At 48.7% G+C, this 20,780-nt stretch carries 20 protein-coding genes; 18 read left to right on the forward strand and 2 right to left on the reverse strand.

What is annotated here, in order from left to right; all coding sequences use genetic code 11:
- Positions 1 to 15 precede the first annotated feature (15 nt).
- From DFR47_RS09615 to DFR47_RS09630, 4 genes are all read left to right on the forward strand, one after another.
- Complete coding sequence (locus DFR47_RS09615) at positions 16 to 852, forward strand: ABC transporter substrate-binding protein (RefSeq protein WP_113944193.1); 837 nt, start codon at positions 16 to 18, stop codon at positions 850 to 852.
- A gap of 155 nt (positions 853 to 1,007) precedes the next feature.
- Entirely contained in the window at positions 1,008 to 2,399 is a 1,392-nt protein-coding gene (gene argH, locus DFR47_RS09620; protein ID WP_113944194.1) for an argininosuccinate lyase, read from the forward strand.
- Between the two features lie 103 nt (positions 2,400 to 2,502).
- Positions 2,503 to 3,681 (forward strand): aminotransferase-like domain-containing protein, encoded by a 1,179-nt coding sequence (locus tag DFR47_RS09625; RefSeq protein WP_113944195.1) that lies wholly within the window; start codon positions 2,503 to 2,505, stop codon positions 3,679 to 3,681.
- Between the two features lie 14 nt (positions 3,682 to 3,695).
- Positions 3,696 to 4,544 carry an aminotransferase class IV gene (locus DFR47_RS09630; protein ID WP_113944196.1) on the forward strand — a complete coding sequence of 283 codons (849 nt, stop codon included), beginning with the start codon at positions 3,696 to 3,698 and terminating at the stop codon, positions 4,542 to 4,544.
- A gap of 50 nt (positions 4,545 to 4,594) precedes the next feature.
- Here DFR47_RS09630 and DFR47_RS09635 read toward each other — a convergent pair whose 3' ends face one another.
- Positions 4,595 to 5,164 (reverse strand): helix-turn-helix domain-containing protein, encoded by a 570-nt coding sequence (locus tag DFR47_RS09635; protein WP_113944197.1) that lies wholly within the window; start codon positions 5,162 to 5,164, stop codon positions 4,595 to 4,597.
- 115 nt (positions 5,165 to 5,279) lie between these two features.
- Here DFR47_RS09635 and DFR47_RS09640 point away from each other — a divergent pair, with 115 nt between their 5' ends.
- The 9 genes from DFR47_RS09640 to DFR47_RS09680 all read left to right on the forward strand — a co-directional run bounded on the left by DFR47_RS09640 (position 5,280) and on the right by DFR47_RS09680 (position 14,141).
- Positions 5,280 to 6,227, forward strand: a complete 948-nt coding sequence (locus DFR47_RS09640) for an ornithine cyclodeaminase family protein (protein WP_113944198.1) — start codon at positions 5,280 to 5,282, stop codon at positions 6,225 to 6,227.
- A 24-nt stretch (positions 6,228 to 6,251) separates the two neighbouring features.
- Entirely contained in the window at positions 6,252 to 7,385 is a 1,134-nt protein-coding gene (locus DFR47_RS09645; protein ID WP_113944199.1) for an aminotransferase, read from the forward strand.
- Between the two features lie 81 nt (positions 7,386 to 7,466).
- Positions 7,467 to 8,246, forward strand: coding sequence for a transporter substrate-binding domain-containing protein (locus DFR47_RS09650; protein ID WP_113944200.1), 780 nt, complete (start codon positions 7,467 to 7,469; stop codon positions 8,244 to 8,246).
- A 50-nt stretch (positions 8,247 to 8,296) separates the two neighbouring features.
- The gene (locus tag DFR47_RS09655) at positions 8,297 to 9,670 is read left to right on the forward strand and encodes a M20/M25/M40 family metallo-hydrolase (protein ID WP_113944201.1); all 1,374 of its coding nucleotides are present in this window, start codon (positions 8,297 to 8,299) and stop codon (positions 9,668 to 9,670) included.
- The gene (locus DFR47_RS09660; RefSeq protein WP_113944202.1) at positions 9,670 to 10,338 is read left to right on the forward strand and encodes an ABC transporter permease; all 669 of its coding nucleotides are present in this window, start codon (positions 9,670 to 9,672) and stop codon (positions 10,336 to 10,338) included. The genes DFR47_RS09655 and DFR47_RS09660 overlap by 1 nt, the downstream gene beginning before the upstream one ends.
- Positions 10,339 to 10,342: 4 nt before the next feature.
- Entirely contained in the window at positions 10,343 to 11,023 is a 681-nt protein-coding gene (locus DFR47_RS09665) for an ABC transporter permease (RefSeq protein WP_113944203.1), read from the forward strand.
- Between the two features lie 371 nt (positions 11,024 to 11,394).
- Positions 11,395 to 12,390 carry a DUF1852 domain-containing protein gene (locus DFR47_RS09670; RefSeq protein ID WP_425373335.1) on the forward strand — a complete coding sequence of 332 codons (996 nt, stop codon included), beginning with the start codon at positions 11,395 to 11,397 and terminating at the stop codon, positions 12,388 to 12,390.
- A gap of 27 nt (positions 12,391 to 12,417) precedes the next feature.
- A complete protein-coding gene (locus DFR47_RS09675; protein WP_113944204.1) occupies positions 12,418 to 13,446 on the forward strand; it encodes a methionine synthase in 1,029 nt (342 codons plus the stop codon).
- Between the two features lie 188 nt (positions 13,447 to 13,634).
- Entirely contained in the window at positions 13,635 to 14,141 is a 507-nt protein-coding gene (locus DFR47_RS09680; RefSeq protein WP_113944205.1) for a flavin reductase, read from the forward strand.
- Positions 14,142 to 14,232: 91 nt separating this feature from the next.
- Here DFR47_RS09680 and DFR47_RS09685 read toward each other — a convergent pair whose 3' ends face one another.
- Positions 14,233 to 14,907, reverse strand: coding sequence for a GntR family transcriptional regulator (locus DFR47_RS09685; protein WP_113944206.1), 675 nt, complete (start codon positions 14,905 to 14,907; stop codon positions 14,233 to 14,235).
- Between the two features lie 389 nt (positions 14,908 to 15,296).
- Between DFR47_RS09685 and DFR47_RS09690 the strand changes: the two genes are divergently transcribed.
- The 5 genes from DFR47_RS09690 to DFR47_RS09710 all read left to right on the forward strand — a co-directional run bounded on the left by DFR47_RS09690 (position 15,297) and on the right by DFR47_RS09710 (position 20,769).
- The gene (locus tag DFR47_RS09690) at positions 15,297 to 16,322 is read left to right on the forward strand and encodes an ABC transporter substrate-binding protein (RefSeq protein WP_374788378.1); all 1,026 of its coding nucleotides are present in this window, start codon (positions 15,297 to 15,299) and stop codon (positions 16,320 to 16,322) included.
- Between the two features lie 93 nt (positions 16,323 to 16,415).
- On the forward strand, positions 16,416 to 17,480 hold the full coding sequence (locus DFR47_RS09695) for an ABC transporter ATP-binding protein (protein ID WP_113944208.1): 1,065 nt from the start codon (positions 16,416 to 16,418) through the stop codon (positions 17,478 to 17,480).
- Positions 17,477 to 18,646, forward strand: a complete 1,170-nt coding sequence (locus DFR47_RS09700) for an ABC transporter permease (protein ID WP_113944209.1) — start codon at positions 17,477 to 17,479, stop codon at positions 18,644 to 18,646. The genes DFR47_RS09695 and DFR47_RS09700 overlap by 4 nt, the downstream gene beginning before the upstream one ends.
- Positions 18,646 to 19,428 (forward strand): ABC transporter permease, encoded by a 783-nt coding sequence (locus DFR47_RS09705; protein WP_113944210.1) that lies wholly within the window; start codon positions 18,646 to 18,648, stop codon positions 19,426 to 19,428. Before DFR47_RS09700 ends, DFR47_RS09705 begins: the two co-directional genes overlap by 1 nt.
- 81 nt (positions 19,429 to 19,509) lie before the next feature.
- Positions 19,510 to 20,769 carry an alpha-hydroxy acid oxidase gene (locus DFR47_RS09710; protein ID WP_113944211.1) on the forward strand — a complete coding sequence of 420 codons (1,260 nt, stop codon included), beginning with the start codon at positions 19,510 to 19,512 and terminating at the stop codon, positions 20,767 to 20,769.
- The last annotated feature ends 11 nt before the right edge of the window (positions 20,770 to 20,780 follow it).

Raw genomic sequence — 20,780 nt, forward strand, 5'->3', positions numbered from 1 at the left:
TATGAGGATGATATAATGAAAATCCGGCATATTCTGGCAACAGCTATTGTTGGTATGCTTTGCTCTGTTTCACTGGCTTCCGCGCAGGAAAAACTGCCGGTGGTCGCTGAGGGCGAATTGCGCATTCTTAATAATCCGATTTATCCGCCGATGGAGTTTGTCAACGACCAGACAGGCGAACCGGATGGTTTTGATATTGATCTGGCAAAAGCAATTGCTGAAAAACTCAACCTGAAGCCGGTTTTTGTAAAAACCTCTTTCAGTGATCTTCAGAGTGGTATTCAAACCGGACGCGGCGATCTTATTCTTTCCGGTGTAACCAATACACCGGCCCGCCGCGATGCCATGGAAATGGTTGATTACATTGTCAGCGGTCCGGTATTTTTCACGATGCAGAAAAATGCGGATGAAATACCAGGTCAGGCTGATCTTTGCGGTAAAACAGTTGCGGGCTCGCGCACTTCAGTTGCACTCATCAAAGATGTGAATGACTGGAATGAAACAAACTGTGTTGCTGTCGGAAAACCAGCGCTTGTTTATGAAGGTGTCGCAGATTCCAATGCTGCGCGTCTTGGCATGAAACAGGGGCGTTATAATGCTGTTGCACAGGGTAGTGAAACTTTGAGCTGGTTGCTGAAACTGGAACCTGACACTTATAAAGTTTTAGGAGAGCCAATCTCGAAGTCTTCTCTGTTTGCGATTGGCATCAAGAAAGATAATCTGCAGATGCGCACAGCAATTGTTGAAGTCATCAATCAACTCATTGATGACGGTACATATTCTGCACTTCTGGAAAAGTGGAACCTGCAGAAGAACGCTATCGACAAAGAAACGGTCAATCGTACCTTCTGAGTGCTCGCTGAGTGCCTGACGTAAAAGAACAGGCACTCAGCTACCTTCAAACTGAACGGCACAGTAAAAAGCCGGCCTCACAATCAATTTTTATTTGATGCGATGACCATGTCATTCAGCAAACAACCCCTTTTGTCTTCGTGATGGAGTGACAGATGTCTTCAACCGCACCAAACACATGGTCTCCTTTGTTTACTGTACCTGTTTCTAATGATTTTCAGGATTTCCATGAATGTCTGGATCAGGATAAACGAATTGCGCTGTATGATGTACAGGGCTCAAAAGTACACGCAGATATGCTGACCCGTGCCGGCATTCTGTCACAGGAAGATAATATCAAGATCCAAAGCGGACTTGATATGATTGCTGCAGAAATGCAGGAAAACCGCTTCGTGTGGCATAAAGAATATGAAGACGTGCATATGAATGTCGAGCAGCGTCTGACAGCATTAATCGGTGATGCCGGTAAAAAGCTGCACACAGCACGTTCACGTAATGATCAGAACTCAACAGATATCAGGCTTTATGCGCGTGCCGAACTTGATCAATTGATTGTTGAACTAAAACAACTGATTAGCGCATTCAGTGATCTGGCTGAGCTGCATTCAGAAACAATCATGCCAGGCTTTACACATTTGCAAGTGGCTCAGCCTATTACTTTCGGGCATCATTTGATGGCTTATGCGGAAATGTTTCTGCGTGATCTGTCCCGTGTTGAGGAAGCAAGAGAGCGTTTGAATATGTCGCCGCTGGGAATGGCGGCATTGGCCGGAACAAGTTTCCCGATTGATCCGGAATATAGCGCGAAGCACCTCGGTTTTGCGGATGTCTGCCACAACTCGCTCGATGCGGTTTCTGACCGGGATTATATCGTTGATATTGCCAGTGCTTCGTCGCTGATTATGGTGCATCTCTCGCGCTTTTGTGAAGAAGTGATCATGTGGTGCACGCCATTGTTTAACTTCATTGAAGTGGGAGATGCTTTCTGTACCGGATCGTCCATTATGCCGCAAAAGCGTAATCCGGACTTGGCTGAACTGGTTCGCGGTAAAGCAGCTCGTGTTATCGGTAATCTGACGTTCTCAGTCACTCTGAGTAAGAATTTACCGCTCGCGTTTAATAAAGACTTGCAGGAGTGTAAACCACCATTGACGGATACACTTGAAACCGTTCGTCCGTCAGTTTCTATTGTTGCGCAGATGATTGCTTCGATCACTGTTAACAAAGAGGCAATGCTGGCTGCTGCCCAGCAGGGCTATTCTACAGCGACCGATCTGGCTGATTATCTGGTGCGCAAAGGTGTAGCATTCCGCGATGCTCATCACACGGTTGCAGCCATTGTTCGTATCGCGCGTGAGCAAAAAATCGACCAGCTTTCGGATATGGCTCTGGAGAACATGCAGGCTGTCAATCCGGCAATTGCGGCTGATGTCTATTCAGTGCTGACAGTTGAAGGTTCAGTTGCCAGCCGTAATCATACAGGTGGTACAGCACCGGCACAGGTTAAGCGCGCAATCGAACGGGTTCGGGGCATTCTCGCACAATAAATCTGAGGGATCTGTGCGCTATACACAGCGCACAGATCCGGCTTTGGTGCTCTTACGGCAGCGAAACACTTCGCTTTTCAAGTAATACTTATGGAAAATGAAAATGAATAATCATTTTGCCGACCGGATGGCGAGCGTCAAGCCTTCCGCAATTCGTAGTCTTAATACCAATCCGGATATGATTTTCTTTGGCGGCGGTTATCCCGATGCCTCCCTCTTTCCGGTTGAAGCATTGCAGAAAGCCTATCAGGACGTTTTGCAACACTCGGGTGCACAGGCATTGCAATATTCATTTTCTGCGGGTTTGCCTGTTTTACGCGAGCAGATAGCCCGGCGTATGAAAGATGAGACTATTGAGTGTTCAACGGATAATATTCTGGTGTTGCAAGGTGCGCAGCAGGGTCTGGATCTGGTGGCAAGCCTTTTGGTCAACAAAGGTGATGTTATCATCACAGAGGCACCGACTTTTCTGGGCGCCTTAGGTGCATTCGCTGTCTACGAACCGGAATACGAAACTGTGCCTGTTGATGGGGATGGGCTGGATGTAGCGGTTCTGGAGCAGATCCTGAAGACAACCAAGAATGTGAAGTTTCTCTATACGATACCTGATTATCATAATCCTACAGGTGTCACCATGAGTTTGGAGCGCCGGAAAGCGCTCATTGAACTGGCCAATCGTTATGACTTGGTTATTCTGGAGGATACGCCTTATCGTGAGGTGTATTTTGATAAGGCTCCGCCACCTGCTTTAAAATCAATGGATACTGAGGGGCGGGTTATTTATCTTGGCAGCTTCTCTAAAATCCTGTCTCCGGGTTTGCGCATGGGGTGGGCGGTGGCCAGTGAAGAAATGATCCGGCGTCTGACCTTGCTTAAGCTGGGTGCCGATACGCAGTGTAGTACATTGAACATGTCTGCGATCAGTTATCTGCTGGAAAACTACGATCTGGAGAGCCACATTAAGAAAATTCGTGCCAGCTATATGGTCAAACGCGATATTTTGCTTAATGCAATGCGCGAAAATTTTTCACAGGAAATCGCCTTCACTTATCCGGATGGCGGATTGTTTACCTGGCTTACTTTTCCGTCGGATTTTAATTCGCGGGAATTTCTGCTGAACTGTGCCATTCCGCAATTTAATGTCGGCTATGTTCCGGGTGATGCATTTTATGCGAAGACTCCTGAACATAATCATGCACGAGTCAGTTTCTCAACAGTATCGGCAGAAGATATTCAAAAAGGAATATCTCTGCTAGGCGAAGCCTATAAACAATACAGATAATCCGGAGGCACCAGATGTCATCACTTGTTTATCTCAATGGCCGGTTTGTGCCTGAAGAACAGGCAACTCTGCCTGTCTTCGACCGGGCGACACTGTTTTCTGATGCAGTTTATGAAGTGACCTGTGTCGTTGACGGGCAACTGTTTGATTATCATGCTCATATGCAGCGCTTGAAACGCTCTTTAACAAAACTCGACATGAAATATGATGTTGATACCGAAGCATTGCTGGCAGTTCATCAACGATTGATTGCTGAAAATGCAATTCATAACGGCATGGTCTATTTACAGCTATCACGCGGGACGGCTGACCGCAGTTTTCGTTACAGCAATGAACCAGAGCCAAATCTGTTTTGTTTTACGCAAAAACTGGGAGTTGACCCTAAGCAGACATTACAGCGACGACTGAAGCTGATTTCAACAGAAGAGGGGCGTTGGAGTCTGCTGGATATTAAAACGACACAGCTGCTTTATGCATCTTTGGTGAAAACACGCGTTATGAAACAAGGTGCGGATGATGCATTGTTTCTTAACAATGGCTACGTCACGGAAACAACGGCAGCAAACTTCTTTATTGTAAGCGAAGCGGGGACATTAGTAACATGTCCGTTAAACGGTACATTGTTGCCGGGCATTACGCGACAAAGAATACTTGATCTGGCTTACGCGGATGGTTTTTCTGTCGAAGAACGGCTTTTTACAATTGATGAAGTTTATAAAGCACGAGAAGCTTTTGTCACATCGGCCGTTAATTTTGCGACACCTGTTGCGGAGATCGACGGAAAATGTTTGATCCCCGAGGGGAATAGTCCGGTTACGTCGAGGTTGCACAAATTATATCTGGATGAGGTGCCAAAGTCCTGAATAGTGTTTATTTGAACATAGCGGGCAAAGACATTCCGGTTTACTGCTTATCAGGATAATACATTTCTGATGAACAAAACCGGTTTGTCCTGCTTGTTCAGATATGCATAGTTTTGTGCAGAGCTATAAATCGCAAAAGTACCGGCGGGATAGTCCGTATAGACACCTGACAGTCCTAACGTGAGCGTGCCATCTGTCACAAAAAGCATTTCATGCCAGCCTGCCGGATCAGGCTCGGCCTCATAATGATCACCCGCGCCTAAACACCAGCGCCACATCTGAGCCTCTGACGCGGCCGGTGCAGAGCCTAATAATGTTGCCACGCTTTCTGGCTTATTTCCGCGCCAGGTGATCTCGTTGATATTCTCACGGGTAGTGCGGTTTGGATCTCTGACTAGTTCGACAAAATCCACACCAAGCGCAGATGCCAGTTTGTCGAGGCTCGACAGACTGATATTGGCTTCGCCCCGCTCGACAGCAACAATCATACGCCGGCTGATGCCGGAGGCCTCCGCCAGTGCGGTCTGGCTCATGCCCAACTCCGCACGTCGTTTTTTCAGGTTACCAGAAACGTGCATTAAAACATCATCACGCTCTTGACTGTGCAATATATTGCTCATAACCTATCCTTACACGCATTGGCCATGCTGTACAATTTTTTTCTTTTACCCTCCTGAAAAAGGGCAAAAGCAGATTGAACTCGACCATTCGTTTCTTGATAGGACGTAAAGAGTTATGCAGCAATATCCCATCGTTCTCGACGATGCCGCTATCCAAAATCTTTTGGGCAAGCTGGACATCAGAGACATTCTTGAGAAAATGTTCAAAGCATTGGGCGAAGGAAAAGCCGCCCAGCCGCCGCAGACATTGAGCTTATTTCCCGATGATACAGGCGATTTTATTACCTATCTGGGCGTGCTCGCCAATGAAAAAGTATTCGGCGCCAAGCTTTCCCCTTATATCGTTAATGGTGGAAATCCGGTTGTAACCGCATGGACAGTTCTGATGTCTGCCGAAACTGGATTGCCATTATTGCTCTGCGATGCAAAGCGGCTGACCGTTGAACGCACAGCGGCAACCACTGCTATTGCCGTGGATCAGCTTGCACGAAAAGATGCAGCAAAACTGGCTATTATCGGCACTGGTGCGATAGGGCAGGCGCATTTGCGCTATGTGGAAGCCATGCGTGCGTGGACTGAAGTCAGGCTCTGGTCACCACATGCACATCAGCAAAACGGATTATCTCAGACACTGGCAACAGGCGCGCCGGTCATTATAGCAGCCAATGCAGAGGCAGCTGTTCAGGATGCGGATGTCATCTTGCTTTGCACATCTTCCGGCACACCGGTGATTGATGTCAAACATCTTCGCAACGATGCACTTGTCACATCGATCAGCACCAATGTTGTCAATGCACATGAGATCGATCCGGCCGCTTTATCCGGTTTTGATGTGTACTGCGATTATCGGGAGACAACCCCGAAGTCAGCAGGAGAAATGAAACTTGCAGCCGCATCCGGTGGCTGGACCCCTGAAAATATTCAGGGCGACCTGCCGGAACTCCTCACTGCAAAAGCGGCAAAACCTGCATATCAGCGGCCTGTATTTTTCAGATCAATTGGTCTGGGGCTTGAAGATATTGCAGCAGCCGTTGCCGTGCTGGCTGCCCATCGAAAACAATAAACTGACATTTGAAAGGTGAAATCCATGAAAATTCGCGATTTTGGCGTAGAAATCTGGATGAATGCTTGGGAAAATAACTGCGAGTGGAACCTTGCAGAAACCTGCGTGGAATCTTTGACCGTTGCAGAGCTGCTTGAAATGGCCGGCAAAACCGACACTATTATGGGCGAACTTCTCCCGATGAAGCTCACTTATGGCGCCATTGAAGGCAGTGACCGGTTGCGCGACCTTGTGGCAGGTCTTTATGCCAATCAGCAGCGTTCCAATATTGTCATTACGCATGGTGCAATCGGTGCCAATGCGCTTGTTCATGAAACGCTTGTGGAGCCGGGTGACCGCGTTATTTCTGTGCTGCCAACCTATCAGCAGCATTACTCAATTCCTGAGAGCTATGGTGCTGATACACAGATACTGACACTGCGTGAAGACAATAATTTTCTGCCTGATCTCAATGAGCTCAAGGCGCTTGCAACCGCAGGCACAAAGCTCATTGCAATCAATAATCCCAATAATCCGACAGGGTCATTGATGGACGAGGCGTTTCTCAAGAAAATCGTCGAAATCGCTCGCGCGTGCGGCGCATGGATTCTGTGTGATGAAGTCTATCGCGGCACGGATCAGCAAGGCGATGGTATGACCGCCTCTATTGCTGATCTTTACGAAAAAGGTATCAGCACCGGCAGTATGTCCAAAACGTATTCCCTTGCAGGTCTGCGGCTGGGCTGGATTGCCGGTCCGGTTGAATTGCTAAAAGCCGTCTCCATCCATCGCGACTATAACACAATCAGCGTCGGTATGATTGATGATCTGTTTGCGTCGATCGCATTGGAAAATCGTGCGAAAATTCTCAAGCGTAGCCATGAGATTACCCGCACTAATCTTGCAATTTTGTCAGAATGGGTTGAGAGCGAGCCGCTTATCTCATGGGTTAAGCCGCAATCAGGCACGACTGCACTTTTGCGTTTTGACCTGCCTATCAGCTCCGAGAAATTCTGCATTGAACTTCTGCGATCAACCGGCGTGATGCTGACACCGGGCAGTGCCATGGATATGGAAGGCTATTTGCGTATCGGCTACGCAAACGGGGCAGATATTCTGCGTAAAGGCCTGAAGCTGATTTCACGCTTCCTGAAAGAGCAGCAGGCTTTGGCTGCTTAAAGCCATATAAAATTATGCTGTCCGGAGGACAATATTCTTTCGGGCAGCAAACTCAATAAATAAGAATAGGGGAACATATATATGAAACTGATTTTGAGTGCATTGGTACTGGGGGCAACACTCACAAGTGCCGGAGCACAACAATTACATATCGGAACAAGTGCCGACTATCCGCCATGGGAGTCGGTTGACGCCAGCGGTCAGATTATTGGTTTTGACCGGGATGTAGGAGATGAGCTTTGTAAACGGATGGAAACCAGTTGTGAGTGGCAGAACCAGGCCTATGACGGCTTGCTTCCGGGTTTACAGGTCGGAAAATTTGATCTTGTTATGTCAGGCGTTTCGATTAATGAAGAGCGTGCTCAGCGGGTTGATTTTTCTGCTGCTTATGCGGATGCACCCAATGCGATCGTTGTTGTTGCCGGTCATGATGCTGCCGTATCAAAATCGGCTCAAGAACTGGTCGAAAAACTGAGCAGTTCGCCTATTGGTGTCCAAAGCGGTACAACCCATGAGCAGGTGATCCGCGCACACTTTCCTGAAGCAGATATCCGCGTTTATGACAGACCTGACCAGATTGCCGATGATTTGCTTGCAGGGCGCATTGATGCGGGCCTGATGGAGCGCTCAGCCTGGGAGCCGCTTGTTAAAGAACGCGGTGAGGGTAAACTGGTTTACGCAGGGCCATTGCTTACTGGTACAGATTTTCCGGAGTTCGGAAAAGGGCAGGGTATTGCGCTGAAAAAAGGCAATGCTGAGCTGCAAAGCAAGGTCAACGAAGCAATCACTTCAATGCTGAAAGACGGCACAATCGCCGCAATTTCTCAAAAGTGGTTCGCCTACGACATTTCCAAAAAGTGATGTCAAAAAAGGGATGGCCTTGCGCCGTCCCTTAATTCTTTGGAAGAGCTATGTATCAAGAGAATATGTTCCTTCAGGCAGCTATCCGCGATCTGGCGGAGCTGGTGAAAATTCCTTCTGTCAGTGCCCGTGCACAAGATCTTGAAACCTGTGCCGCTCATGTAGAAAGCCTGTTGAAATCAGAGGGATTTGTTACAGAGATATGTGCGGGAGAAGTCGGGCCGTTCGTTGTGGCAGAAACAGGCAATGGTCCTTTCACTATGGTGATTTATAATCACTATGACGTACAGCCGGAAGAGCCGGTGGAGCTTTGGAGCAGTCCGCCTTATCAACTTACAGAGCGTAATGGCCGTTTGTACGGGCGTGGAGCTGCAGATGACAAAGGTGAGTTCATTAGTCGTCTGGCAGGTTGGCGCAAATATCGGCAGAATAATAATGATCCGCTGCCTTACCGGTTGATATGGATTGTTGACGGTGAAGAGGAAATCGGCAGCCCTTCCTTGACCGATTTTCTGCAAAAACGATTTCCGGCGCTTAAAGCCGATGTTTGCTGGTGGGAGTTTGGTGAAATTGACAGTGAAGGTCACCCTGTTGTTCTGATGGGCTTTAAAGGTGTGACCGCTATTGAGCTGCAATGCCGGACTGCACGGGCAGACTTACATTCAAGCTTCGGTGCACTTTTCGATAATGCTCTTTGGCGCATTGCTACGGCTGTGTCTTCCATGCGTGATGAAAGCGGACGCGTCTTAATCGACGGTTTTTATGACTCAATACCGGATGTGCCGGAAGCCGTGGAGCAGCTGGTTGCAACGCCGCCTTATACGCTTTTCAGCCTGCAGTCTGCGACCGGCGGCCAACGCCTTTTAGACGGCACAGATGAAAATAATTTCTATCGGCGTCTCAATCTGGAACCATGTCTGAATATCAATGGTATCAGCGGCGGTTATTCGGGAGAGGGGGCAAAAACCGTATTACCGGCTCAAGCATCTGCAAAGCTGGATTTTCGTCTTGTACCGGAGCAGCAACCGCTTGAAATCGTCACACTTGTCCGGAAACATCTGGATAAACACGGTTTCGGGGACATCGAATTAATTATTCATGATGCAGAGGTACAAGCTGTTCGCAGCAGTCATGAACATTGGGCTGTACAGCAAGGCCTCCGGCTTCTCAAAAAGCATTTTGGTAAAACACCAATTATTCAGCCAAGCTCTCCGGCGTCCGGCTTAGCCCATCCCTTTGTTAAAGAAATGGGCGTAACTCTATTCGGCGCAGGGCTGACACATCATGGTGCAATGCTTCACTCACCGGATGAGAACATCATTATTGATCAGCTTGCTAAAATGATCGATTTTTCGGCTGAGTTTTTCGAAACCGTTGCGCATCAATGTGAAGCGGAACAAAGCAATCGGGAAGAGGCAAGATAATGTCGACAGTCATTGCTTATCTTCCTCAGCTATTAAGTGGTTTAGGTATAACGCTACTGGTTGCAGTTGGTAGTTTTTTGTGCGGGTTTTTGGCGGCAATTATACTGGCTCCGCTAGCAATTTATGCGCCCGCGCCGATACGCAAAGCAATTGCGCTCTATGTTGGCCTGATCCGCGGACTACCGGAACTGCTGGTGATTTTCCTGATATTCTATGGCGGAACGGTTCTGCTGACGCAGGTCGCTGGTCGTTATGTGGAAGTTAATGCCATCACGGCAGGTATTGCGGCTCTCTCATTTGTTTCAGCGGCTTATCTCACCGAAATTCTACGTGGGGCGTTGCTCAGCGTATCCGGTGGGCAATGGGAAGCAGCGTTTGCGTTGGGATTAAGACGCCCCAGAGCATTCAGATTGATTATTTTGCCGCAAATGATGACGCGGGCATTACCCGGACTAGGGAACCAGTGGCTGGTGATCCTGAAAGAGAGCGCGCTTGTTTCAATCATCGGACTGGAGGAATTGATGCGTAAATCTGTTGTCGCGGCTGGTGCGACACGGGAGCCGCTTGCTTTCTATCTGACGGCCGCTGCCCTCTATATTGTGATCACCGGTATCTCAACTTTAATTATCCGGGCGTATTCGGTCCACTTAACACCACAGATGCGGTAGTCTCATGTCATTTGATTTGTTCTTACCTGCTTTCAATGCCATTCAGCATGGTATCTGGCTTACATTGCTGATCACTATTGCGAGTTTCATCGTTGGTCAGATTTTTGCTCTGCCATTGGCATTAGCTTTGGTGTCATCCAGATGGTGGTTAAGCTACTCAGCGTCGACCTATACTTTTATGGTGCGCGGAAGTCCTTTGCTCGTCCAACTATTTATTGTCTATTATGGTCTGGGACAGGTTGAGGCTGTCCGATCAAGCTTCCTGTGGCCGGTACTCAAAAGTCCGCTTTACTGCGCGATCATCACCATCGGTTTGAATTCAGCGGCATATATGGCTGAAATTATTGCCGGAGCAATCCGTCAGCTACCAAAGGGGCAGTTTGAAGCTGCAAGTGCTTTGGGTCTGAGCAGATATGTTGCACTCGTGAAAGTGGTTTTTCCTCAGGTTTACCGGACACTCCTGCCTGCCATTGGCAATGAACTGGTGCTGGTGATGAAAGGTTCAACACTTGCAAGTGCCGTTACCGTGATTGAAATGACGGGAGCAGCACGTATTTTTGTTGCCAGAACCTACGCGCCATTTGAAACCTTTCTGATTGCAGGTTCAGTATATTTAGTAATGGGTGCAATTTTCGGGCGTATCGTGAAAGCAATTGAAATAAAAGTAGCAATACCGCAGCGTTAAGCAAAAAAAACAGCGATGCGCTCCCAACGGGCGCGTCGCTGTTTTTATATTTGCAATACAAGCGCTTGAGTTGACCAGATGTTTAGCGATCTCGCGTGAGGCGCTCTCTTTTCAAATCTTTTTCACAGTGTTTAAGAATTCACGTATGTAGCGTGTCAGTCATATCGCGATACTGATGCGGTATGGCGATAATTCATGAGCTAAATTCACGTTTCAATGAAATCAAATCATTTTTATTCATTCAATAGCTTAGGCATAAGATATGCACCGCTCTTATCTGCAGACAATATGTAGATTGCTGACTGAGAAGACCAGAAAAGAAAACTAGGACGTCCTGAATAAGCAAAGACAGGGTTTGCTCAGGAATGAGGATGCAGATCGCGATGAATAAAGAATTTGATTTTAACATTAAGAGCATTCGTTTTGATGAGGATTATCAACCCTCAGAAAATACGCGTATTACGACCAATTTTGCTAATTTGGCCAGAGGCGCGAACAGGCAGGAAAATCTGCGTAATGCTCTGAAAATGATTGATAATCGTTTTAATGCCTTGGCGCATTGGGATAACCCAAAAGGCGATCGCTATTCCGTTGAAATTGAAATCATTTCCGTTGAGATGAATCTGAATGGTGAAGGCAATAAGAATGCTTTCCCGCTAATCGAAATATTGAAAACGAATATCATTGACCGTGTAACGAACGAGCGCATTGAGGGCATTGTCGGCAATAATTTCTCCTCTTATGTGCGTGATTACGATTTCAGCGTTGTGTTGCCGGAACATAACCGCAATCAGGCTGCGTTCAGCATCCCTGCCGGTTTTGGTGATCTGCATGGCAATCTTTTCAAATATTTTGTAAATTCAGAGAGTTACAAAGAACATTTCAGCAAAGCGCCGGTTATTTGTTTGAGCGCATCCAGCAGCAAAACCTACTTGCGTACCGGAAATCAACATCCTGTCTTGGGTGTCGAATATTTGCAAAATGAATTCTCTTCGACAGATCAGTATTTCGAGAAAATGGGATTGCAGGTTCGCTATTTCATGCCGGCGAACAGCGTTGCACCTTTGGCTTTTTATTTTAGCGGTGACTTGCTCCGTGACTATACTGATCTTGAGCTTATCAGCACGATCAGCACCATGGAGACTTTCCAAAAAATCTATCGCCCTGAAATTTACAACGCCAATTCTGCAGCAGGTGCGTCTTACCAGCCAAGCTTGAAGCATTCAGACTATTCATTGACGCAAATTGTCTATGATCGGGAAGAGCGTAGCCGGATGGCGGTTGAGCAAGGAAAGTTCGCTGAAGAACATTTTATCAAGCCGTACAAAACCATTCTTGAGCAATGGTCTGCAAATTATGTTCTTTAATGAACTAGCATTATAAGGTTGCCTATTATGAAAACACTGTTGCCTACTTCAACCGCCGGCAGCTTGCCAAAACCGTCATGGCTTGCAGAACCGGAAAAGCTTTGGTCGCCTTGGAAACTGCAGGGCGAAGAACTGATTGAAGGCAAGCAAGATGCTCTGCGTTTGGCTTTAGATGATCAGCGTCAGGCCGGCATTGATATTGTCAGTGATGGTGAGCAGACACGCCAGCATTTTGTCACGACATTTATTGAGCATCTCAGCGGTGTTGATTTTGAAAAGCGTGAGACGGTCAGAATCCGTGATCGTTACGATGCGAGCGTGCCGACTGTTGTTGGTGCTGTGTCCCGCCAAAAGCCGGTTTTTGTTGAGGATGCCAAGTTTTTGCGTCAGCAAACCAAGCAGCCTATTAAATGGGCTTTGCCTGGCCCGATGACCATGATCGACACGCTTTATGATGCTCACTATAAAAGCCGCGAAAAGCTGGCTTGGGAATTTGCTAAAATTCTCAATCAGGAAGCGAAAGAGCTGGAAGCTGCCGGTGTTGATATCATCCAGTTTGATGAGCCTGCATTCAACGTTTTCTTCGATGAAGTGAATGATTGGGGCGTGGCTACACTGGAACGGGCGATTGAAGGCCTGCAATGCGAGACGGCTGTCCATATTTGCTATGGTTACGGTATCAAAGCCAATACAGACTGGAAAAAGACACTGGGTTCCGAGTGGCGACAGTATGAAGAAGCTTTCCCGAAGCTGCAAAAATCCAGTATCGATCTGATTTCGCTGGAATGCCATAACTCCCATGTTCCGATGGATTTGATTGAATTGATCCGCGGTAAAAAGGTGATGGTTGGCGCTATCGACGTGGCGTCTAATACTATTGAGACACCGGAAGAAGTGGCGGATACGCTACGCAAAGCACTCCAGTTTGTGGATGCCGATAAGCTCTATCCTTGCACCAATTGTGGCATGGCACCGCTGTCGCGTCAGGTTGCAAGAGGTAAGCTGAATGCGTTGAGTGCGGGCGCTCAAATTATCCGCAAAGAACTTTCCGCTTAATATTCATTTGTCACAAGGTTGCCGGTTTTACGGATTTGCAAATCCATAAAGCCGGTAACTCATCCTCCCTTTCCACGGATGACGTCGGAATGCCTGTGCTGAAATTGCGGGTAGGGGATTTAAATACGAACAGGAACACCGGCGAATGGTTCAGTATCGCCTGTTCCAAATGCGTTTGAGAGGCCGGTATGGGCATTGTGGATCACCGCTTTAACATTGTGGACAAAACTACATTTCGCAGCGGGATGTCACGCCTTGGCTCGGCAGTGAATATCACCAGTACGCTTCATAACGGCAAACGCTATGGTTTTACGGCATCTGCGGTTTGCAGTGTCAGCGATACACCAGCGACACTTCTGGTTTGTATCAATCGTGCGAGTTCATGCTTCCATGCATTTGAAAATACGCGTCATTTTTGCGTCAACACACTGATGCCGGGTCAGGAGCATATCTCAAATATTTTCGGCGGAGGAGTTGCAACACCGATGGAGGAGAGATTTGCACTTGATAACTGGAGCGAAGGTCTTACCGGTGTTCCGGTTCTTGCCAGCGCATCGGTCAGCTTCGAATGCGAGCTGACCAATGCCGTGGATGAAGCAACACATCGCATCCTTTTCGGGCGTGTGATTAATATTCGTGAAAACGAAGAACAGGGCACGCTGCTTTATTGCATGCGTCGTTATCTCAACGGCTAAGCTCAGATGCTGTGTTCCGAAAATTTTTTATATTATATATCGACCCGCTGCTTGAGCCTTGTCTGTCCGCAGGTCTGGGCGCGGAGACATTTTAGTAAAAAGCCGGATCCGCACCGGAAGCAATATCATCGCGTATAGCCTGTGCCGCGCCGACTGAATCGCGCGCACGTAATGCTGCTACAATTTCATGATGGCGCTTCACATCTGTTGCCCATGTCTTTTTTAAGCTGGCATAGATGTGTGGCCCCAAACGAAGCCATAGCTGCTCAATGAACTCCATCATAATTGGCATATTAGCAACTCTGTAAATTGCAAAATGGAATTGCCTGTGTATGCGCAATGCTTCATCCATAGAGCGTTTCTGGGCTGTTAACATTTCCTCATAAAGAGCAGAAATTGTTTCAATATCTTCCTGTGTTGCCAGTACGGCCGCATGTGCCCCAGCCATTTCCTCAAGCCGGATGCGCAGCATCAGAAGCTCGCGGAAAGTCTCTATTTTCAAGACCGGCACCTTAAAGCCGCGGTTCGGCATAATCTCCAGAACACTTTCTGAACTCAGCCTTCCCATTGCTTCGCGTACCGGCATTGAACTCATTCCGAGTTCCTCAGCGATTGGCTTGATATTGAGATGCGTGCCGGGACGGTAAGCGCCGATAAGAAGAGCTTCACGAAGAGTCAGATAAGCGCGTCTGTTCATCCCGATGGAATCATCGTCGGGTAAGTATGATCTCAGGTCGACTTTATCCGACGCTACCACATTATTCATTGAACATCCTGTCTGCTCTTATGACGTGTATGCCCTAAGGTTGCCCGTAAAAATAGCCGTGCCTCAGTTTTTCACAAGGAAATCTTCAGATCATTGAAGGCTATCGCTTGGTTGCCAGACGGTTTTTCGTTCTGCCTGCCCATAGAAAATAGCTTATTTATCAAAAAAAGCCAATTTTAAACCTTGGTATGATCACACTTAAAAAAAACTTGCGTTATTTATAGCATATTTGTAATGGTGTGATCGCACTGTCGGTGTGTACATAAATTTTATCTGAGGTTTCAGGTCGCTTTGAGGTGAATGATTTGACACTTCTCGTATTCGGCAGGCTCTAAAAATTTTCCAAAAGTGAAAAGGGGAACATCATGTCATTTGCAAAAGCAGGGTTCTTGTTAACTGTGACGTCAGCTCTGTCGCTGAGCTTCGCGCTGCCTGCGCTTGCGCGGGATTTTACCGTTGTTTCATGGGGCGGCAGCTTTCAGGACGGCCAGCGCGAAATCTATTTCAAGCCTTTTTCGAAAGAGAATGGCAAGCCGCTCCTCGATGAGTCTTGGGATGGCGGCTACGGCGTCATTCAGGCTAAGGTTAAAACCAGCTCGCCTAACTGGGATGTGGTGCAGGTTGAAGCCGAGGAGCTCGCATTAGGCTGTGCTGACGGGCTTTATGAAAAAATTGACTGGGACAAGATGGGCGGACAGGACAAGTTCCTCGACAGTGCTGTGAATGATTGCGGTGTTGGCGCTATCGTCTGGTCGACGGCGATTGGCTATGATGCCGATAACCTCAAAGAAGCGCCGAAATCCTGGGCAGATTTTTGGGATGTGAAGAAATTTCCGGGCAAACGCTCACTGCGTAAGGGCGCAAAATATACACTCGAATTTGCACTGATGGCGGATGGCGTATCCTCTGACAAAGTCTATGAAGAGCTGTCCACGCCGGAAGGTCTGGATCGGGCATTCAATAAACTGAATGAATTAAAACCATATATCGTGTGGTGGGAAGCCGGCGCACAACCGTTGCAATTGCTTGCATCCGGTGAAGTCGTGATGGCCTCTGCCTATAGTAACCGTTTGGTTGCCGTCAGAAATGATGAAAAGCGGAATTTCCAGGTTGTCTGGCCCGGCAGTATTTATGCGGTGGATAGCTGGGTGATTTTGAAAGACGCCGAGAATAAAGACATGGGCATGGATTTTATTGCCTATGCCAGCCGTGCTGACAATCAGGTGAAACTTCCGAAATATGCGGCCAATGGCCTGCCAAACCGTGAGGCAGCATCCATGGTGCCAGCGGAACTGGCTAAGGATCTGCCAACTCATCCGGATAATATACAAGACGCGATCTCACTTGATGTCGATTTCTGGGTCGATAATGGCGAAGCATTGACACAGCGCTTCAACGCCTGGCTCGCGCAATAATAGCACCCTGCCGGAAAGCTCCGCAAACGACCTTTCCGGCATAGCCTGCCTTTTCCCGATTATGTCCCTTATCTGATAGCGATGGAGCGCTCCATGGCGGAATTCATTCGATTTGATCAACTTACCAAATTTTATGGCTCGGTCGGCGTTGTTGAACAACTCGACCTTGGTATTGAAAAAGGTGAGTTTGTGAGCCTGCTGGGGCCTTCCGGTTCCGGTAAAACAACATTGCTTATGATGCTGGCCGGCTTCACGCAGCCGACTTCAGGCAAAATCCTTGTTGACGGTAAAGCGATTAATGCTGTGCCAACCCATAAGCGGGGCATTGGCGTTGTATTCCAGAATTATGCACTGTTCCCGCATATGTCTGTGGGCGAAAATATCGCTTTTCCGCTGCAAATGCGCGGTGTTGGCAAAGTTGAAATTTCTGAACGCGTGGCCAAAGCGCTGGATATGGTGCAGCTTTCTGCAATGCGTGACCGCAAACCATCGCAGCTTTCCGGTGGTCAGCAACAACGTGTGGCGCTTGCCCGCGCACTGGTATTTGAGCCGGGTGTTGTTTTGATGGATGAGCCGTTGGGTGCACTTGATAAGCAATTGCGTGAGCAGATGCAGCTCGATATTCGCGCCCTGCATAAGCGGCTTGGCCTGACGATCGTGTTTGTGACACATGACCAGAGTGAAGCACTGACGATGTCGGATCGTATTGCTGTTTTCAACAAGGGACGTATCGAGCAGATTGGTACGCCGCGTGCGATCTACGACGAGCCACAGACCCGTTTTGTTGCGGAATTCATTGGTGAGACTAATCTCATTGAGGGCATAGTGGAGCGGATGGAAGGCAGGAATGCATTGGTACGGCTGCATGATGGTCAGTTAGTAACGGCCGCTTCCACAGCGCAGTTCAACACGGGTAAGAAAGTATTCTTATCCGTGCGGCCGGAACGTATTGAACTGGGCACTGAAACCACAGGCGACAATCATTTTAAAACCAGTGTTTTGGATAGTGTGTATCAAGGTGATCACCTGCGTGTGCAGCTTGATGAACGGGCGCACAATTTTGTTGCGCGGCTTGATCGCAAGGCACAGGAATGGCAGGCGGGCACCAATGTTTCAGCATGTTTTTCCGCTGCTGATTGCTGGACAATTGCAGCATGATCAGCTCCAGCAAAAACATACGCGCCATGCTTCTGATCGCACCGCTTTTCGTGTTTATCCTGTTGTTTTTCATATGGCCGCTCGGGGTCATGATGAAGCAGGCCGTGTCAGATACTGCGGTGTTGCAAGTCTTGCCACGCACAGTCGAAGCCGTGAAAACCTATAATGGCAATGATGCTCCGACACCGGAGATGAAACAGGCGCTGGTTGACGATCTTAAGGCTTCCACCGATCAGCTGGCCATGGGCGATATGATCCGCCGGCTCAACAGTGCGCAGCCAGGGTTTCGCACATTGATGACGAAGACAGTGTCTGCGCTTGAAAAGACACCGGCACCTGATCTTGAGGTCATCGATAAACGCTGGAGCCAGCCGCAATATTGGCGCGCTGTTGCCGGAGCATTGTCACCGTGGACTGATCGTAACTTGCTTGCGGCCGTTGATATGGAACGTGATGCCTCGGGTAATCTCGCGAGCAAGGATACAGGAACTTCTGCAAACCGTGCCATTATGCTCCGCACTTTCTGGATTGCGGCTTTGGTAACACTGGCTTGTGCGCTGATCGGTTATCCTTATGCTATTTTGCTTGCAGGTGCTGCCGGTTGGGTACGCAATCTGCTTTTTGCCGCTGTACTGTTGCCGCTTTGGACTTCACTGCTCGTGCGCACTGCAGCATGGTTTATCCTGTTGCAGGATAAAGGGCTTATCAATGATATGTTCATCTGGCTTGGCCTGACGGATAGTCCGCTGCCGTTGATTTTCAATCGTGCGGGCGTGATTATTGCGATGACGCATGTGCTGTTACCCTTCATGGTTCTCCCGATTTACAGTGTTCTTATTGCGGTTCCCAATAGCCTGATGCCAGCGGCAGCCTCACTGGGGGCAGCACCTTGGCGCGCTTTTCTGCGTGTGCTTCTGCCACTGTCTATGCGCGGGGTGTTGTCCGGCATGTTGCTCGTTTTCATGAGTGCCATCGGTTATTACATCACGCCTGCGCTGATCGGCGGACCTGGCGATCAAATGATCAGCTCTATCATTGCTTATTACGCCACGGGTTCGGCCAATTGGGGTATGGCAGGAGCATTGGGAATGGTGTTGCTGGTTGCCTGCCTGCTTCTCTATGCAGTTTACGGACGTCTGACAGCTGAAGAAAAGGGGAAGGCGTGATGAACCGCATCCTGAAAATCCTGTTCGGCGCTGCAGCCGTAACTTTTCTCATAGCGCCGCTTTTTGCTATTTTACCGCTCGCCTTCACAGACAGTATCTTTCTGACTTATCCGATGCCCGGCTGGTCGTCGCGTTGGTTTCAAGAGCTGTCCGGTGCTGAGGTATGGCGACGTTCGATCATTAACAGCCTGATCATCGGCGGCGGCACAACAATCCTTGCCACGACACTTGGTTCTATGGCGGCACTGGGTTTGCGGCATCATGGTTTGTTTCTTTGCGGATCGCTGCGCACATTATTTTTGTTGCCAATGGTTGTGCCGGCAGTGGTGCTGGGCGTTGGTATGCAGCTGCTGTTTGCACAACTCGGCATCGCCAACAGCTATCTTGGTGTTATCGTTGCCCACACGGTGGTGTCCATTCCTTTCGTGATGGTCAGCGTCAGCGGTGCGCTACGGGGCATTGATCAACGCGTGGAACTGGCGGCTGAAAGTCTTGGTGCATCACCTTTCACAGTGTTCCGTCGGATTACACTTCCGCTCGCTATGCCGGGTGTGGCTTCGGGGGCGGTGCTGGCCTTTGCGACCTCTCTGGATGAGGTCGTGTTGACGCTATTCGTGGCAGGGCCAAATCAGCGGACGCTGGCCAGACAGATGTTCTCCACGCTTCGTGAAAATATCAGTCCGGCAATTGCAGCCGCAGCATTCCTGTTCATCGTGGGTACACTGATTTTTGGCCTCGTTATTATGCTGACGAAACGTCAATCGCTAACAGTAAAAGCGTAAACGCTCCTGTTTCTTTAAATTCAAATGCGCATCACAGAGCTGCCTTCTATCGTGAAGGCGCAGCTCTGCCGGAAGTGAAAAATGAGCCAAGTGAAAGACACACATTCATCAAGCCGTACGGATGCTAATCTGTCAGCGGTTAAGAGACATAAGATATCTGCAACGGTCAGAAAGCGCTTCCCATCCGTCGAGCATATGAAGCGCAGCGCTCGCTGGCATATTCCGAATTTTGCGTGGGAATATCTGATTGGCGGCATCGGATCCGAGGCAAATGTTCGCCGTAATATTGATGATCTTCAGCAGGTCCTCTTTATGCCGCGCTATATAAGCGATGCTCAAAACGTCAATATTCAGACAACTCTCTTCGGAAAGACGTTTGATGCACCATTCGGTGCGGCACCCGTCGGTCTTGCCGGTCTGCAAGTGCCCGGATGCGAAGTGCATATTGCCGGTGCGGCACGTTCAGAGAATGTGCTTCAGGTTTTATCGACCCACGCTACCACCGCATTGGAGAAGATCAGATCAAGTGCCGGTTCGAATGGCTGGTTTCAGCTATATCCGCTGAATGATCCGGAAATGGAGACTGACCTCATCCGCAGGGCTGCCAAAGCAGGCTATGAGGTTCTGGTGGTGACGGTGGATATTCCTGTGAGTACGCGCCGCGACCGTGATATCCGCAACGGCCTCAGCGTGCCACCGGAATTCGGCATACGAAATGCAGTACAGATGATGATGCGGCCGACATGGCTGATGCGTCTAGCCAGATACGGTATTCCGCATTTTGAAAATCTTGAGCCTTATGCCCCAAAGGGGTTGTCTCTGACAGAGTTTGGCGAATTTCTTGACCGCGTTCTCGCAGGGCACATCACGCAGGAGCGCTTCAAACGTATCCGTGATCAATGGCAGGGTAAGATTGTCGTGAAAGGTATCCTCAGTCCTGAGGAGGCTCAGCATTATATCGCGCTCGGAGCAGACGGCATCGTTGTTTCAAACCATGGTGGTCGGCAGCTTGATGCAGCGCCGTCCTCCGTTTCGATGTTGCCGTTGGTACGAGAAAAGCTTGGCAAAGATGCGGTTATTCTCGTCGATGGCGGTGTCAGAACCGGTCTCGATATTGCCCGTATGATTGCGCTTGGTGCGGATTATGTGCTGATGGGGCGGCCATTTATGTATTCCATCGGGGCGATAGGTAATGCGGGGCCACAACATTTGATTGAGGTTCTGAAGGCAGAACTGACAGGAACACTGGGGCAATTGGGTTGCCGTTCACTTGAGGAACTATCTGGTTTTCTCCACAAGCCGTCGCCCATCGGGAGCCCAGCGGATTGCATATTGAGTTGAGGAGTAATCAT

Origin of the sequence: Pseudochrobactrum asaccharolyticum (assembly GCF_003314995.1) — a bacterium.
Lineage (GTDB): Bacteria > Pseudomonadota > Alphaproteobacteria > Rhizobiales > Rhizobiaceae > Pseudochrobactrum > Pseudochrobactrum asaccharolyticum.

Coding starts and splice junctions, on each gene's coding strand:
- DFR47_RS09615 (WP_113944193.1), top strand. CDS start 16: ATGAAAATCCGGCATATTCTGGCAACAGCTATTGTTGGTATGCTTTGC.
- argH (WP_113944194.1), top strand. CDS start 1,008: ATGTCTTCAACCGCACCAAACACATGGTCTCCTTTGTTTACTGTACCT.
- DFR47_RS09625 (WP_113944195.1), top strand. CDS start 2,503: ATGAATAATCATTTTGCCGACCGGATGGCGAGCGTCAAGCCTTCCGCA.
- DFR47_RS09630 (WP_113944196.1), top strand. CDS start 3,696: ATGTCATCACTTGTTTATCTCAATGGCCGGTTTGTGCCTGAAGAACAG.
- DFR47_RS09635 (WP_113944197.1), bottom strand. CDS start 5,164: ATGAGCAATATATTGCACAGTCAAGAGCGTGATGATGTTTTAATGCAC.
- DFR47_RS09640 (WP_113944198.1), top strand. CDS start 5,280: ATGCAGCAATATCCCATCGTTCTCGACGATGCCGCTATCCAAAATCTT.
- DFR47_RS09645 (WP_113944199.1), top strand. CDS start 6,252: ATGAAAATTCGCGATTTTGGCGTAGAAATCTGGATGAATGCTTGGGAA.
- DFR47_RS09650 (WP_113944200.1), top strand. CDS start 7,467: ATGAAACTGATTTTGAGTGCATTGGTACTGGGGGCAACACTCACAAGT.
- DFR47_RS09655 (WP_113944201.1), top strand. CDS start 8,297: ATGTATCAAGAGAATATGTTCCTTCAGGCAGCTATCCGCGATCTGGCG.
- DFR47_RS09660 (WP_113944202.1), top strand. CDS start 9,670: ATGTCGACAGTCATTGCTTATCTTCCTCAGCTATTAAGTGGTTTAGGT.
- DFR47_RS09665 (WP_113944203.1), top strand. CDS start 10,343: ATGTCATTTGATTTGTTCTTACCTGCTTTCAATGCCATTCAGCATGGT.
- DFR47_RS09670 (WP_425373335.1), top strand. CDS start 11,395: ATGCAGATCGCGATGAATAAAGAATTTGATTTTAACATTAAGAGCATT.
- DFR47_RS09675 (WP_113944204.1), top strand. CDS start 12,418: ATGAAAACACTGTTGCCTACTTCAACCGCCGGCAGCTTGCCAAAACCG.
- DFR47_RS09680 (WP_113944205.1), top strand. CDS start 13,635: ATGGGCATTGTGGATCACCGCTTTAACATTGTGGACAAAACTACATTT.
- DFR47_RS09685 (WP_113944206.1), bottom strand. CDS start 14,907: ATGAATAATGTGGTAGCGTCGGATAAAGTCGACCTGAGATCATACTTA.
- DFR47_RS09695 (WP_113944208.1), top strand. CDS start 16,416: ATGGCGGAATTCATTCGATTTGATCAACTTACCAAATTTTATGGCTCG.
- DFR47_RS09700 (WP_113944209.1), top strand. CDS start 17,477: ATGATCAGCTCCAGCAAAAACATACGCGCCATGCTTCTGATCGCACCG.
- DFR47_RS09705 (WP_113944210.1), top strand. CDS start 18,646: ATGAACCGCATCCTGAAAATCCTGTTCGGCGCTGCAGCCGTAACTTTT.
- DFR47_RS09710 (WP_113944211.1), top strand. CDS start 19,510: ATGAGCCAAGTGAAAGACACACATTCATCAAGCCGTACGGATGCTAAT.